This is a genomic window from [Mycoplasma] phocae, from assembly GCF_003332325.1.
GTDB lineage: Bacteria > Bacillota_I > Bacilli_A > Mycoplasmatales > Metamycoplasmataceae > Metamycoplasma > Metamycoplasma phocae.
Map to the genome: position 1 here is coordinate 530221 of NZ_CP029295.1, position 15636 is coordinate 545856.

16 protein-coding genes are annotated in these 15636 nt (G+C 27.5%); 1 reads left to right on the forward strand and 15 read right to left on the reverse strand.

The window, feature by feature from the left end:
• Window positions 1-4: 4 nt before the first annotated feature.
• The 14 genes from DA803_RS02140 to DA803_RS06405 all read right to left on the reverse strand — a co-directional run bounded on the left by DA803_RS02140 (window position 5) and on the right by DA803_RS06405 (window position 12425).
• A complete protein-coding gene (locus DA803_RS02140) occupies window positions 5-442 on the reverse strand; it encodes an iron-sulfur cluster assembly scaffold protein (RefSeq protein WP_241854559.1) in 438 nt (145 codons plus the stop codon).
• Window positions 420-1589, reverse strand: a complete 1170-nt coding sequence (locus DA803_RS02145) for an aminotransferase class V-fold PLP-dependent enzyme (protein WP_211305577.1) — start codon at window positions 1587-1589, stop codon at window positions 420-422. Before DA803_RS02145 ends, DA803_RS02140 begins: the two co-directional genes overlap by 23 nt.
• A gap of 3 nt (window positions 1590-1592) precedes the next feature.
• A complete protein-coding gene (locus DA803_RS02150; RefSeq protein WP_114190985.1) occupies window positions 1593-2324 on the reverse strand; it encodes a TlyA family RNA methyltransferase in 732 nt (243 codons plus the stop codon).
• Between the two features lies 1 nt (window position 2325).
• Window positions 2326-2766, reverse strand: a complete 441-nt coding sequence (locus DA803_RS02155) for a transcription antitermination factor NusB (RefSeq protein ID WP_114190986.1) — start codon at window positions 2764-2766, stop codon at window positions 2326-2328.
• Window positions 2766-3572 (reverse strand): TIGR00282 family metallophosphoesterase, encoded by an 807-nt coding sequence (locus DA803_RS02160; protein WP_114190987.1) that lies wholly within the window; start codon window positions 3570-3572, stop codon window positions 2766-2768. The genes DA803_RS02155 and DA803_RS02160 overlap by 1 nt, the downstream gene beginning before the upstream one ends.
• Window positions 3573-3617: 45 nt before the next feature.
• Entirely contained in the window at window positions 3618-4625 is a 1008-nt protein-coding gene (gene recA, locus DA803_RS02165) for a recombinase RecA (RefSeq protein WP_114190988.1), read from the reverse strand.
• Between the two features lie 105 nt (window positions 4626-4730).
• On the reverse strand, window positions 4731-6902 hold the full coding sequence (locus tag DA803_RS02170; RefSeq protein WP_114190989.1) for a phenylalanine--tRNA ligase subunit beta: 2172 nt from the start codon (window positions 6900-6902) through the stop codon (window positions 4731-4733).
• A 12-nt stretch (window positions 6903-6914) separates the two neighbouring features.
• On the reverse strand, window positions 6915-7856 hold the full coding sequence (locus tag DA803_RS02175; RefSeq protein WP_114190990.1) for a phenylalanine--tRNA ligase subunit alpha: 942 nt from the start codon (window positions 7854-7856) through the stop codon (window positions 6915-6917).
• Between the two features lie 3 nt (window positions 7857-7859).
• Window positions 7860-9077, reverse strand: a complete 1218-nt coding sequence (locus tag DA803_RS02180; RefSeq protein ID WP_114190991.1) for a replication-associated recombination protein A — start codon at window positions 9075-9077, stop codon at window positions 7860-7862.
• Between the two features lie 104 nt (window positions 9078-9181).
• The gene (locus DA803_RS02185; RefSeq protein WP_114190992.1) at window positions 9182-9625 is read right to left on the reverse strand and encodes a hypothetical protein; all 444 of its coding nucleotides are present in this window, start codon (window positions 9623-9625) and stop codon (window positions 9182-9184) included.
• A gap of 82 nt (window positions 9626-9707) precedes the next feature.
• Window positions 9708-10007, reverse strand: coding sequence for a 30S ribosomal protein S18 (gene rpsR, locus DA803_RS02190; RefSeq protein WP_114190993.1), 300 nt, complete (start codon window positions 10005-10007; stop codon window positions 9708-9710).
• Window positions 10008-10016: 9 nt separating this feature from the next.
• The gene (locus DA803_RS02195; RefSeq protein ID WP_114190994.1) at window positions 10017-10472 is read right to left on the reverse strand and encodes a single-stranded DNA-binding protein; all 456 of its coding nucleotides are present in this window, start codon (window positions 10470-10472) and stop codon (window positions 10017-10019) included.
• A gap of 17 nt (window positions 10473-10489) precedes the next feature.
• Window positions 10490-10942: a 30S ribosomal protein S6 gene (gene rpsF / locus DA803_RS02200; protein WP_114190995.1), complete on the reverse strand. Its 453-nt coding sequence runs from the start codon at window positions 10940-10942 to the stop codon at window positions 10490-10492.
• A 202-nt stretch (window positions 10943-11144) separates the two neighbouring features.
• Complete coding sequence (locus DA803_RS06405) at window positions 11145-12425, reverse strand: hemolysin family protein (RefSeq protein ID WP_114190996.1); 1281 nt, start codon at window positions 12423-12425, stop codon at window positions 11145-11147.
• A 119-nt stretch (window positions 12426-12544) separates the two neighbouring features.
• On the opposite strand from DA803_RS06405, the gene def reads away from it, so the two are divergent.
• The gene (def, locus tag DA803_RS02210; protein ID WP_114190997.1) at window positions 12545-13102 is read left to right on the forward strand and encodes a peptide deformylase; all 558 of its coding nucleotides are present in this window, start codon (window positions 12545-12547) and stop codon (window positions 13100-13102) included.
• A gap of 749 nt (window positions 13103-13851) precedes the next feature.
• On the opposite strand, the gene DA803_RS06410 is transcribed toward def, so the two are convergent.
• Window positions 13852-15321: a BMP family ABC transporter substrate-binding protein gene (locus tag DA803_RS06410; RefSeq protein ID WP_114190998.1), complete on the reverse strand. Its 1470-nt coding sequence runs from the start codon at window positions 15319-15321 to the stop codon at window positions 13852-13854.
• Window positions 15322-15636: the final 315 nt, after the last annotated feature.

The window sequence follows — 15636 nt, forward strand, 5'->3', positions numbered from 1 at the left end:
TTCACTACAACGACCTTAAAATTGCACGATAAATAATTGATGCACATTCTAAACGATTAAGATGTTTTTTAACATTTTCTAAAACTGCTAATTTATTTACTACTGAACTTTTGTTTTGATCTAATCTGGAATTATTTATCATTTCAAAATAAGCATCAATGATATTTCTTATCTCTTCCTTGCTTTTGTTCATTAGTTCTTCTAGCATCAGCTCAATGCTTGCCAAAAATATTGAACAACCGATGGCTTCATATTCAGCTGAAGTTAAAACGTCACGTTTAAAGACTAAATTAATTTTTAAGTTATCAACACATATATTTGAATTTTCAATAATAGTTTTACTATTAATTTTAATCCCGTCTTTCTTTCGTTTGGGATTTAAATAAGCATCAAAAACAATTTTTTGCTTTTCAACATTACTATAAGAACTCAAGATGATCACCCACTTTATTTAAAGCCAAGACTAATTTATCAATATCATCGCGGTCATTATATATCGAAATAGATACTCTAACATAGGAAGAGTCATGATGTGATAAAACCTTAAAGCGATGAGCACAAAAGACACCAGATCTAACGTAAATATCTTGATGTCCCAAGTAAGATGCCACATCCTGAGAGGGAGTATTTTGAATGTTGAAAAGAACAATTCTATCACCCTTATTAGATGCTATTTTAATATTTTTAACTTTCAGCAATTGCTCATACAAATAATTTGCTAAATCAGTTTCGATTCGATTAATCTTAGAATATGTCAATTTATTCATATATTCAATAGCAGCTTTGAATTGAAATATACCAGCGAAATTAGCAGTTCCTGGTTCGAATTTGGAAATATCATTTTTTGCTGTTCAAATAAAATCGTCATTAATATCTTGGACTTGTCCTCCGCCCCATTTTTTAGGCTGAAGTTTATCAAGCAAATCCCTTTTAATAACTAATGCTCCCATCCCAGTTGGACCAAATAATTTATTGGCTGAAAAAGCAATAATATCTGAATTTTTTAATGATACCTTTTCATGAGAAATCGCTTGAGCAGCATCATTAATTAAGATAGTATGATGTTTTTGACAAGCTTTATAAATTGCTTTTAAATTATAACCAACATTAAAAGTATTATTTGATTGCGAAAGCGCCACAATTTTAGTTTTAGAATTAATTGCTTTTAAAATTTCATCTGATGTTTCACAATATTTGATTTTAATATTTTTGTTTTTAAAATTTTCTAAAAATGGTACGATATTTGAACTATGGTTGTAATAAGATAAAATAATTTCACCATCATCAACTATATTTGCTATCATTGCCGCAGCCAAATTAAGGCTTTCGGTTGTTCCAGAACTAAAAATTACTTCATTTGGAGCAGCATCAACAAAATCGCCAATTAATTTTCGACATTCAAAAATTTCTTTTGACATTTTAATTCCTAAATTCGAATCTGCAGTACGTGTTGAAACTGAGAATTTTTCATAAAAATCTAAGCCGGCCTGAATAACACTTTTAGGTTTAAAAGTTAACGCTGAATTATCAAAATAAACCATATTTGGATTATTTTTGAACATTGGAAATTGTTTTTTATAATTAATCATATTCTAGACCTTTCTAAACAAACTTATGTATTCAATATTTTTAGATTTTTCACCTAAAATTGGACTTTGAGCAATACGTTCTAATACAAAATCATTTTCTTTTGCGTAATTGATTACCTTATTGACAATATATTCGTGATGCTCTACTTTAACTAATCCGCCAACTTCAACATACTTACTGCTTGCTTCAAATTGTGGTTTTATCAATGCCATAATGTATTTATTTTTTTCCAAAAGATTTTTGCACACTAAAAAAACATGCTTTAAAGAAATAAAAGAAACATCGCATGTAATAAAATCAATAATTTCATCAAACATTGATTTTTCAAGATTTTTTAAATTGGTTTTTTCATGTACAGAAACATTCGGATTAATTCTCAAAGAATAATCCAATTGATTTGTCCCTGAATCAATTGCATAAACTTTTTTAGCATGACATTTTAAAAGTACATCAACGAAGCCACCAGTTGACGAACCAATATCAACGCATATTTTATTAGTAATATCTAAAGAAAATTGATCAATAGCTGCTAAAAGCTTATATGCCCCTCTCGAAACATATTCCTTTTTAAAATTCTTAATAATAATTTCAATTTTATTTTCGTCAAATTTTAATGTCGGTAAAAGGATTTTATCACCATTGACAATAACCTTACCTTCTCGGATTAGAAATTCGGCCTCTTTTTGTGCAATTTTATTTTTTGAAACTAAAATTTCTAAAATTGTTTTTTTCATATTATTTATTAAAAACTTGTTTTGAAATTAAATCTAAAATCTTATTAATGAATTTATAATCATCATTAGGTATAAAAATTTTTGCAATGTTAACCATTTCATTAATTACAATTTTTGAATCCTTCGAAAGTAATTCATATTCACCAAAAATAATAATTGCTCTAGTCAATGGCAATATTCGTTGCCATTCTCAATTTTTATCAATAAATTTATTAGCAATTTTAATAAATGTATCATATTTTTGTTCTATTAATTCAAGAGTCGCCACTTCTCACTTATCTAGATCATTATTTTTAAAAATCTCTTCGCAAGAAATTTTTTTGTTAAATAGTTCGAACTGATAAATATAAGTAATTATTTTTACTCTTCTTTCATAGTTTTTTAGTAAAAAATTGACTTTATCATAATTAATATTTTTTTCGTTGTTGTCTTCACTTTTCATTATGGCTCCTGAATATTTATTAACTCTATGTGTTTTTGATCTTTGTTTTTAGTTAACCTAAAAAATACACCATTAATTTGAGATTTATTTTTTGATACTTTAAACGAAGAAAAAGCATTGAAACGCATTTTTTCATAAATTTCTTGATAATTTGATCCAATCGCAGAATCGCGAGGTCCGCACATTCCAACATCCGTTACAAAATATGTTCCATTGGGTAGCAAATGTGCGTCGTTAGTTTGAACATGAGTGTGGGTTCCTAAAATCGCGTCAACTTTACCATCAACATACAATGAGAAAACGGATTTTTCTGATGTTGTTTCGGCATGAAAATCAATAATAAAATAATCAGCCTTGGATTTTTCGAAAACTTCATCAAATTTATCAAAAAAATTATTTGCTGATTGCTGTTTTCATGGTTCTAGTAATGGATTAAAAGAAATTCCCATAAATGACATTATTGCTACTTTATTTCCCTGAATGTCAAAAAATCTTATGCCACTACCAGGATATCCACTATCAACATTAATTGGTCTAATTAACTCATTTTTATTGATGATTTCATTTATTTGTTCTTTTGCTCATACATGGTTTCCTAAGGTAAAGGCATTAATTCCTGCCCTTTTAAGTCTGCGATAATCTTTTGGCACAAAACCTTTTCTTCCGGAAACGTTCTCAGCCTGTGCTATGACAAAATCGATTTCATATTTTTTTATTATTTTTTTTAATTCAGATTCCACAAATCTAATTCCTGGTAATCCAAAAATATCGCCTAAAAATAATATATTGAGATAGTCTTTTTTCATATGTTAAATTATACGATAATAAAAAAAATAAAATAATGTAAAAAATTATTGTCTATTTTTTTCTAATATTTGGTTATAAATTTTTTCATATATTTCTTTGTTATTTTCTAAAAATATTTCAAGATTATTAATTCCTTGAGCAATATTTTCACCTTCATAACTATATCAAGAACCTTTTTTGCTAATAATTTCTAATTGTTCAGCAAAATTAATAACTTCAGCAATTTTTGATATTCCTTTTGAAAATACAATTTCAATTTGGGCAATTTTATATGGAGCTGAAAGTTTATTTTTAACAACTTTACATTTTACTTGATTACCATAAATGTTGCCATTATTTGTAACATTTTGTACTTTTCTCGCTTCTAAACGAATTGAAGAATAAAATTTTAAAGCTTTTCCGCCCGATGTTGTTTCCGGATTACCAAAGATTACTCCAATTTTTTCACGAATTTGATTTATAAATATAATCGTTGTTTTATTTTTTGAAAGTGAACCAGTAATTTTTCTTAGTGCTTTTGACATTAAACGAGCTTGAGCCCCAATTGTCTGATCACGCATTTCACCATTTAATTCAACTTCAGGAACTAATGCCGCAACTGAGTCAACAATTATTAAATCAATAATCCCTGATTTTGTTAAACTATCAACAATTTCCAGTGCTTGCTCTCCAGAATCTGGCTGTGAAAGAATTAAATTATTAATATTGACTCCTAAGTTTCGAGCATAAATTGGATCAATTGAATGCTCAGCGTCAATAAATGCAGCAATTCCACCTTCTTTTTGAACTTCAGCAATGGCATGCAAAGCTATTGTTGTTTTACCACTACTTTCAGGGCCAAATATTTCAATAATTCTTCCTTTAGGTCATCCGCCAATTCCTAAAGCATTGTCAATGGATAAAGAACCACTACTAAAGGTCTCTGGGCATATGTTTGGTTTATCGCCTAAAATCATAATAGCCTCATGACCAAATCTTTTTTCAATCGCTTTAAGTGTTTCTTCTAAAATCTTTTTTTCTTCTTTTAAATCTAAATTATTATTTTTGTTCATATCTCTCCTAGCTATTAGTTTAGTAATAATTTAGCTATTAAAATGAAATTTGAGAAAAAAACGAGAAAAGTTAATTGATATATTATATATTTATCTAAAATAAATTTATTTATTAAAATCTGTGTCAAATTTCTTCGTTGCTCATTCTTCTAAAATAATTGTAATAGTAATATTTTTAAAACCGTCTTCTTTAAAATATGTGTCTTTAATTTCGACAGAGTGAATTCCTTTTAAAGCATTAATTTTTTCCAATATTTCATTTAGACTTTCTTTTGGTGCTAAATTAATAGTTAAATCACGTGATTTTAATGGAGTATGTTTATATTTTTTGTATTTAATTGGTAAATTAGTAATTTTATCCAACATAATTTCGGCAAAAATTAAATTAGCATGATTAAATTTTGGATGAAGTTTAGCAATATATCCTATCATCTTATCTTGATAATAAATTTCAGTTGAAACATGTGGATTAAAAATTGGATTATTACTATTTTTGAAAATTAATTGCTCATTAGTTAAAGAAATAACATCTTTTTTAATTTCAGAAAAAGTTTTTTTATCGCTGACAATTCCTAAAACATTCATTTGATTATGAATCATCGCGATTTCAAAAAACGAACTTTTTGGCATACCTTGTTTTTGGTTATGAACTATACAGTTAAGTAAACTGCTAATTAATGAAAAACGAATTTGAGAGTGATTATAATTTTTTGAAGCTTCAGCATTATAAGCATTTTCGAAATTAAAGGGATTAAAAATATTTTCCTCAGGGTTTATTAAAGTGTATGTTTTGACATTTAAATACTCTTTTGAAGCCATAAAATAATTAAAATGGCTTTCAACATTATTATTAACATAAGTATTTATAACTTTCGGAACTTTAATTGTGAAATTTTCATATCCGTAAAAACGAAACAATTCTTCAACAAAGTCCTGAATCGTATTAAGATCATATCGATAAATTGGAAAACTAAGTGCAGAACGGTCAGATTTAAATTTAAAATCTAAAGTTTCTAATTTTGAAATAACTTCTTCATATTTCTTGGTTTTGGTAATGTTAAAACCTGCTAATTTATTAATATAACTTTTATCTAACAAAATGGTTTTTTTGCGAATTTTAGGAGCATTAATTTGTTCAGAGTATTCATCTAGATATTGACATAAAAAATCATATGCCATAGAAAGAGCTCCACTCGCAATTTCACGACTTGCTCGATTTGATGAATTAGTTTCTATTTTAAGTTGTTTTGCATTTTTTCGAACTTCTTTTAAATTAAATGAAGCTAGTTCAAAAATGGCTTGAGAAGAGTTCTTATCATATTCGAATTCATGGATACCTATTGTTGCTGCAATTGCTACTGTATCGTTGCCATTTTTAACTACTAAATTATTATCTAGTTTGACTTGATGATTACCTAGAATATTGACATTTTCTGACGAAAATTTCGTTGAAAAAATATTGCTTTTTAATTTATTTTTATCATAAACATGACAAGGAACACCAGTATATAATAAAACTAAGTTACTTAAATCAATTGCATTATTAAAAGTTTTAATTCCATGTTTTCACAATAAGATTTTTTCGCGAATATCTAATTCAAAATTTTTTGCGTTGGCCTCAACTAATATAAATGAATTAGTTTCGTTTAATTCGCCAACATGTAATGATGATTTTAATACAGGTTTTGGTTTAGGAATTTCTTTTAGACTAGTATTAAAATAAGCGGCTAATTCGCGAGCAAAAACTAAATAACAAGCTGAATCATAACGATTAGATAAAATTGATACATCTATTAAATAATCGTTCAAATCAAAATATTCAATCGGATTAATATTTAGATCAATTTTGCCTACTTGAAAAATACCGCTTTTATGCTCTTCAGGTAATTGTTCTTCTTGAAATCCAAGCTCTGATAAACCAACAAACATCCCTTCAGAAACAATGCCTTGCATAGTCCTAGCTGAAAAAACTTGTCCTTTTGAACGTGATCCAGGCACAAAAGCCATCACATAATCACCGTCTTTCATATTGGTTGCTGTAGTTTGAATTATTGAATGACTGCCATCTGCAAATTCAATTTCACAAACTGTTAGACGGTCAGCATTAGGATTTTTATATGCTTTTATGACATGACATAATTTAATACCCTCAACATCAGCAAATTTGTGATATTCCTCAACTTCAAATCCAATTGAATTAATTGCTGAAACAACTTTTTCAATTGAAACATTTTCCAAATTAGCTAGTCTGCATAGTGTTTTATATGAAAATAACATTTTTTTCCTCTCTTATTTAAATTGTTTTAAAAATCTTTTATCATTAATATAAAATTCACGAATATCTTCAATGCCATATTTGATCATTGCTATTCTTTCTATACCAATTCCAGCGGCAATAGCGGTCATATCATTTGAATAGCCAGCCATTTTAAGAACATTCTCATGCACAATACCGGCACCAAGAACCTCAATTCATCGATTGTTAAAAAAGATATCAACTTCAACACTAGGTTCGGTGAATGGAAAATACGATGGGCGAAGGCGAATTTCTAGTTCTTCTTCTAAAACATATGAAAGTAATGATTTTAATGTATAAATTAAAGTACCAAATGAATGATGACCCACACTAACTAAATCCAACTGAGTAAATTGATGAGTGTGACTATGATCTTCTTCGTCGTTGCGATAAACCTTACCAATTGAAAATTGAGAAAATTCTTTATTAGCGTGTTTTTCAAGCATTCTCGCACTAATTCCGGTATTATGAGTTCTAAGTAGTAAATTTTTTTCAAGATATAAAGAATCTTGCATATCTCTAGCAGGATGCGATTGTGGAATATTTAATCGCTCAAAATTATATTCATCACTTTCCATTTCATTGCCTTGCGATTCAAAATAGCCGTTTGCTACTAATCAATCGCGAAAACGTTGACTAATAATGTTGATTGGATGAATTGCCCCTTCAAAATTAATAGGGGTTGCAAAATCTTCGAATTCTTTTTCTAAATTCTTTTCAATTTCTAAATTATTAATTTTTTCTTTTGCCAGTTCAAAAAAGTTTTCAGCATCTTCTTTTAATTTTTTAATTGCTTTACCAATTTCAGCTTTTTCCGATGGTTCGGCAATTTTTAATTTTTGAATTAAATTCATAAGTTCTTCAGACTTATTAAATTGATTTTTTATGATTTTTAAATCCTCAATATTTTTAATTTTATCTAAATCAAATTTCATGATTTACCCCTTTGTATTATTTTTAATTGAATTTCAATAATTTTTAATTTTTTCTTCATATCCATTGTCCTGAAATTCAAAGAATTTTGTCTTTACTAATTCATTTGGTAAATATGTTTGCTTAACATAATGATGTTTAAAATCGTGCGGATATTGATAGTCAATGCCGCGCCCTAGTTTTTTTGCCGATGCATAATTAGCATCCTTCAAATGGTTTGGTACTTCGTAAATTTTGCCTTCGTCAAGCGCGGAGGCAATTTTTTTGACGGCCAAATATGTAGAATTAGATTTGGGACTAATAGCAATATTAATTATAGCATTAGAAAGCGGCAAATAACCTTCAGGCATTCCTAATCTTTCAAAAGCATCAATTGCAGCCATAACTTGCGGACCAAGTTTTGGATTAGCAAGTCCAACATCTTCATATGTTGCGCACATTAGTCTTCGAAATAATCCATCAAAATCTCCTGATTTAATAATAATCATACCCCAATAAAGTGCGCCATCCGGATCAGATCCACGCAGTGATTTATGAAATGCACTTAAATAATCATAGTGATTATCGGATTTACTATCAGAAGCAAATTGGGTTGCCGGGATAATTTTCTTTATCTCGGCTAAAGTCGCAGGTCTTTTAGCAAAAATTGTAAAAATTAATTCCAGGTTATTAATGGCTACTCGAAAATCTCCATTAGCTTGTTCGGCAATAAATTTATAAATTTCGTTAGATAATTTTGGCATATTGTCTAGATTTTGAGCAATTTTTTTTAAATTTTCAATTAATGTAGTTATTGTTGGTTTTTTAAACTCGATAATTGATGCCCTAGAACGTAAAGCTGGATTAAGTTTGAAATAAGGATTTTCTGTTGTAGTGGCATATATTGTGATTAAATCATTTTCTAAATAGGGTAGCAAAATGTCTTGTTTATCTTTATTTAGTCGATGAATTTCATCAATAATTAGAATTTTATTAGTTTTAAGTTTATAAATTAATTCATCTTTATTGCCAACCGCAGCATTAAAATATTCAAATGAAACTTTTAAACCCTTTGCTAAAATATATGAAATAGTAGTTTTACCAGTTCCTGGTTTACCATAAAAAATAAATGATCGAAAATCATTTTTTTCAATAATGCTTTCAAATAAAAATCGTAAATTTTCATCACAAATAAAATTATCTAAATTGTCAGGACGAATTGCGTTGGCTAGGTTTGATTTCATAACTTAATATTATAAATTAATAGTTATTTTAAGGAGATTAATTGCGAAAAATATTTTCAAAAAAATCTTTTCTTTTTTAATAAAAAAAATAAGCAAAATAATTTTTACTCTTCTTGCTTATTTAAATTATTTTTTTCATTTCTATAGAAAATAATAGCAGCTACAATTCCTAAAATACGTGTTAAAAAAATTGATCCTAAAGAAAAAATAAAAGCAAATTTTCAATTGAATTTATAAGAAAATGTAGCAATAAAAATGTTGAACACTATGCTAATTAGTAAAAATATCAAATATAAAATTAATGAGGAAATTAAAATAAAATTCAAGCTATTCAAATGACTAGCATCACCAGAATCAAGAATTTCGGTGTTTGCTAAAATTTTTGAAGTATTAGTGCTATATTTAGCCTGTAAATTATTTATAAATAGTGCCCATAATACTAATCCAACAATTAAAAAAATAAACATGGAAATAGCTAAAAAATTACTTATAATTTGTCCGATAATTATTTTTTTATATTTACTAGTTTGCATATTCTTTTCTTTCATAGTTCTCCTACAAGTCTAATTTTATATTAAAAAAAGTGCAAGCGCACTTTTATTTTTGATTTTATAAATTCAGTATTAAATTTTATACTGTTTCAGCTTTTTTAGCTTCTTCTTTTCTATTATCTTTTGGGTCACGTTTCATTGGGCCAACATATGGTAAAATAGCCACATATCTTGCTCTCTTAATTGCTAGGGCAACTGCTCTTTGGTGTTTCGAGCATGTTCCGGTAATACGAGATGATAAAATTTTTCCTTGTAAATTAACTAATTTTGATACCACTTCTTCATTTTTATAATCAACATAAGTAACAGGTTGTTTACTTAAACAAAATTGACATGGGCGTTTACGAATAAAAGGTTTTTTGCGAACAATTCTTGCCATAATTTTCTCCTAAAAATCTCAATCTAACTGATCAAAAGCATCTTCTTGTGATTCAGTTGGACTATGATTCTCTTCCTTGATAAATTTAGTTTCAGTGGGAATGGTAAATTCTTTAGTATGACTATTTTTCTTACGAGCTTCAGCAGCTTCTTTACTTTCTAGCGATTCAACGCGATCGACACTAATAACATATGAATTACTAATTTGACCATCAGGACTAGTAATTCTTGATGATTGAAATGATCCCTCGATTAAAAGCAATGAGCCTTTATCGTGATATTTATTAACAAATTGTGCATTTGTTCTTCAAGCTAAACATGGGATAAAATCTAAAATCGGTTCGTTATTAGGGGTTATATATGGACGCTTTACCACTAAAGTAAATCGCGAATACTCCACGTTTGAGGCAGTTATGCCTTTATATGGACTATTTGCTAAACGGCCAACTAAAATAACTTTATTCATATTCCTCACTCCTTTAATTATTTGATTTTTTCAAGTCTTGGTTTAGGTTTTCTTTCGCCTCTGGTTTCGTTATTACCTTGTCTTGTTTCAGTGTTATCTTTATTTTGTGGTTTTGGAAAAGTTCTTTTTCCATCACGGTTATTAGCAAAAGCTGGTTTCTTACCATAAACTTTTTTAACTTTTTTAGGTTTTAATCCTCTTTCAGAATCTAAATTAATAATTAAGTTTCTTAAGATAATTTTGCTAATGTTTAATTTTCTAGTTAATTCAGCAATTAAATGTGGTTCTGCTTTTACAGAAATTAAATAATATGTTGCACGTGACATTTTTTTAATAGGATAAGCTAATTCGCTGCGTTCTAATTTTTCCATTTTAGCATTTTTTTCATTTAAAACGCTAAACACTAAAGAAGTAAAATCTTCTTCTTTAGCAGTAGGATCAACTAGAATCATAATTTCATAATTTGACATTATTAAATACTCTCCTTTTGGACATTTGGACCAGTTTAGGTCAAGGAGTCTCGCCTTTGTTAAAAATTTAACATAACTATTATATTATAAAATCAATTTAATAGATAAATTAGCATCTAATTAATTAATAGTTGTTAAATAGCTTAACCGATAATTAAAAATATATAAAATAAAATTTATTTTGATAAAAAAATCAATTGAATTAACTTCAATCAATTTCGATATAATCATATTTTTTTTCTTTAGATTTTTTTTCTAAAACCTTGAAATATAGTTTTTCTTTAAAAGTAAATTTACTATTTTTACGTAGTGGACGATTAATTTGCAATTCAAGTCAGTTAGATAGTGAAAGATTTTTTTCATTTTCATCTAATTCATAGCCTAGAATTTTTTCAAATTCAAGTTGTTTTCATAATGTTTTCATTATTACTGTGCCTTTAGCTTCACAACGTTCTAAACTTATTTCATAAATTTGTTCATCATCGTCATATTCGTCATAAATCTCTCCAACGACTTCTTCTAAAATATCTTCAACAGTGATTATTCCAATAACATTTCCACTATTGTTATTTTCAGTTACAAAAGCCATTTGAGCACGCGATTGTCTTAGTTTTTCTAAAGCCACCGAAAGAATTGAATTAGCAGAAAGAGTTGGCACCATTTTAACATAATTCATAATATTTCCACGTTTCAAAAAGAAAATATCTTTTAAAAGTAAAATTCCAATCAAATTACCATTTTTTTCAACCGGTATTCTCGAATAGTTGGTTTTCTTAAACATCTCTAATGCTTCGGACATTGTTGCTTTAGACGATATATAATCAACATTTTTTAATTTAATATAGTGTTGTAATACTTTCGTTGAATCTAAATCAAGCACATTTTGTGCCATTGCTGATTCATTTGTATCAAGAACTCCCTCATTTTGAGCGATATTAATTAAATTTTTTACTTCTTCTTCAGTATTCGTGATATAAATTTTTTTACCAATTTTTGAAATTGGGAAGGTGATAGGGAAAAATAATCAATATAGCATTTCAATAAATCAATAAAAAGATCTAATTGTTTTTTCAGGATGAGCTTTTGCTATCAATTTTGGAATTATTTCAGCTAAAAATACAATAATTGGTGTCATTACTAAAGTTGAAATAATTGTTGCAATTCCAGAATTTAGTGTTGTTAAAGATAGTACATATACTAGTAATGTTGAAGCTGAAATATTAACAAGGTTATTGGCAATCAGAACCGTTCCAAGTGTACGGTTAAAAAAATTATGCTGTTTCTCTATTAATTTAGCTCCACGAACATTTTTTTCAATTAATGTATTAATTTTAGCGCGATTTAAGGCTGTATAAGCTGTTTCGCAAGCTGAAAAAATTCCACTGCAAATTAGTAAAAATAATAATAAAATTGAATAAACAATATATTCTCATAGGTGACCCTGGACAGTTTTTATATCATTTGTTGTGAGCGGTATATCCATTCTTAGTTATTCTCCGTAATTATTTTAATAAATTCTATTATACTATATATCTTTCAATGTATAAAAATATAAATTTATAAATTTATTGGAATTTTTAGTTAAATTTATATAATAATACTATGTTTAAATTTGAAGACGTTAAATTAGTTCAATTACCAGAACAAGTGTTAAGAAAAAAATCTCAAAATGTGGAATTGCCTTTATCACAAGAGAATATTGATTTAATTGAAAAAATGATTTTCCATGTCGATGATAGTCAAAAAAGAAACACTAAGTTTCGCCCAGCTGTTGGTGTGGCGGCAGTTCAATATGGAATTTTAAAAAATATTTTTTATATTATGATCAAAGATGATAAAGAAAAATATTTATTTAAAGACGCTCTAATTAATCCAGTTATGATCGGACATTCCGAACACAAAATTGCCATTTCTGAAGGTGAAGGATGTTTGAGCGTTAACGAAAATCATCCAAATCAAGAGGGATATATTTATCGATATTCACGTGTTTTAATTAAGGCTTATTCATATTTGGAGAAAAAAGAAAAAATTTATGATGTTTCGGGTTACCCCGCTATTGTAATGCAACATGAATTTGATCATTTACAAGGCACGCTATTCATTGATCATATTAACAAAAAAGATCCATGATATAAAGAAGAGAACGCTAAATTTATTTAAAAAATTAAACGCAATCATGAATGAATTGCGTTTTTTTAACTTGACGCCACAAAATGAGTAAAAATAAAGTAATTCATTTTTTGAAATAATATTAGTGGATTAATTAATAGACATGTCACATAAATTAATTACAATATAAAAATTCATACTATGTATTTACATAATTTGTGTGAATTTTTTTTTCTCACAAACATATCGATGATAAATATTAGTTCTTCTAACTAGTAAATATTTAGCAACTGATTCGATTTGAATATTACTTTACCCTTTTAGATTTTGTTTTTTCTTTCTTTTCTCTCTAATTTTTTATGAATAATTTCATTTATTTGTTTTTGTGTAAGCCACTTGCCTTTAGCGAATCAATAAGGATCCAAAAATAAAATTAATTTCTTCTTTATTTAAATTCTCAAATTTTTAATTATTGGACGGCCTGATTTATCTTTTGGTGATTTTCTTGAGTTTAATTTTAAATTTATAATATTAGAATTATATGCAAGCATCATTTTTGCAATAACTTTCTTTTGTATGTAACCTACACATTGGTACAATAATATTTTATATTTTTACATTATTTGTTATCAATAATAAACTGAATTAAAGCAATTTTAAATCCACTTTTTGCAATTAATTTACAGTATTTTAGTTTTTTATTAAATGAAATTATTTTAACATAAAAACACTCCTTATTTTCTTGGAGTGTCTAAATTATTAATTTAACTTACTTTTACAAGCATCTTTTATTCCATATTTTAAGCATTTATTTCTTTAATTAAAGCGTTTAAAATTTCCCCATTAACTTCTTTAACGGTTTTTCCTTCAGGGGCTACTTCAACCATTTCCTTAATTCCAAGCAATTTAACAGCATTAGCCTTATTTTCTTGAGAAACAATTTTTTTAAACATTTCTATAGCATTGACAATAGATTGACCGGCCAATGTTTTATCATTGTCTGTTTTTGTCGAATCTGATAATGAAACGAATTCATCTCAATATCCTAATCTAACATTTTCTATTTTTTTTGTTTTGTTGAAATCAGAAATAATGTCTGAATCTTGTTTTTTGGTAAATAAATCAGTTAAAACCCGATAAATAGTTGCACCAATTCTTTTTTCGATTGATGTAAAGAATAAGGATTCCTGTCTCGGAAAGTTCTTTGATTGGTCATTGTCAACACCAATAATTGATTGTGCAGTTTTAGAACTTATAATTTCTTTTGCAACAACAGTAATAAATGGTCCTGCTACAGGAAGAATAATTGCGGGATTGCCATTTTTGGTAATGTTTTGAACAATATTAATCTTCGCTGGATTTTCAGTATTAAAGTTGGTATCGATAACGATAGGATTAGAGGTGATTAAAGCCTTTTTATCTTTATTATTCGGTTCGTTATTAAAGTTTTTAATTCCACCAAGAAATCCTGTAATAAAGTTGGTAACTTCTTTTCTCGGGTGTCCACCAAAAGTAGCAATTCCTCTTTTTTCACGATCAGCTGCATTAGGGTATTTTTTAGCTAGAAAATCAGCAGCAGCATATCCTGCGATTCAGGCTGCTTCTTCAATTTTATAATTTAAGGTAATAATTTTGCCTTTTAATTTTTCTTGTTGTTCTGGTGTTAATCCATCTAGAATTCAGTCAACACCAACAACAACGGCATTTGAATTTGCTAAGGCATCTAAATTTCTTCCATTTCCATTTAGTAATCATTTTTTGAATAAGTAACTGTGTTTAAATCCAGTTAGTACTCAAACATTTTTTGGTCCACTAATGAGTTCATCATATGATTTCGTAACGGCAGCATCATCAAATGGTTCAAGATATGAACTTGTTATATTTTTAGTTTGAATTGAGTGTTGAGATATTGCCTCTCAAACTGATTGATTGAATGATAAATCGATTAATTTTTCACCGGCAATTAGAAGAACTATATCTAATTTTTTTGTATTTCCAGATTCTATTGCTTGTTTAATCTCAGCATCCTTTTTCTGTGCTATAGGTCTAATTTTAGCTATATCAGTTTTTGCATATGTTTTGGTAAAATCACGATTGTCTTGACCATTACCATTCATACCATTATCAAGTTGATCAAGTTTTTTATTCATATCTTGACCGCTTCCCCCGTTGCCACTATTATCTTTTTTTTCGCATGAAGCTGCGATTAAGGGAAGAATTGCAACAGCCGCTGGTAAAGCAATTCATCATTTGAAATTTTTCTTTTTCACAGTTAATCCTTTTGCATGTTTTATTTAACAATTATAATATATATGGCTATATATATAGAACAATATAGTAAATAAAAGCTTAAATTTAGTGCGATTTTGACGGAATTTAATAATTTTTCAAATATTTTATACTGAAATAATTTTAATAAAATTCAAAAGCTTTCAAATGATTAATATGTTTATTATGTATATTATAAAAAATTTCAAAAAATCTAAAAATTGATTAGGATGAGTAAGATTAATTTCAGAAACTTTTAATAAAATTATTTAATTTATTTTTAAACATTTTGAACAAATTAGTAAGTTTTAATTATT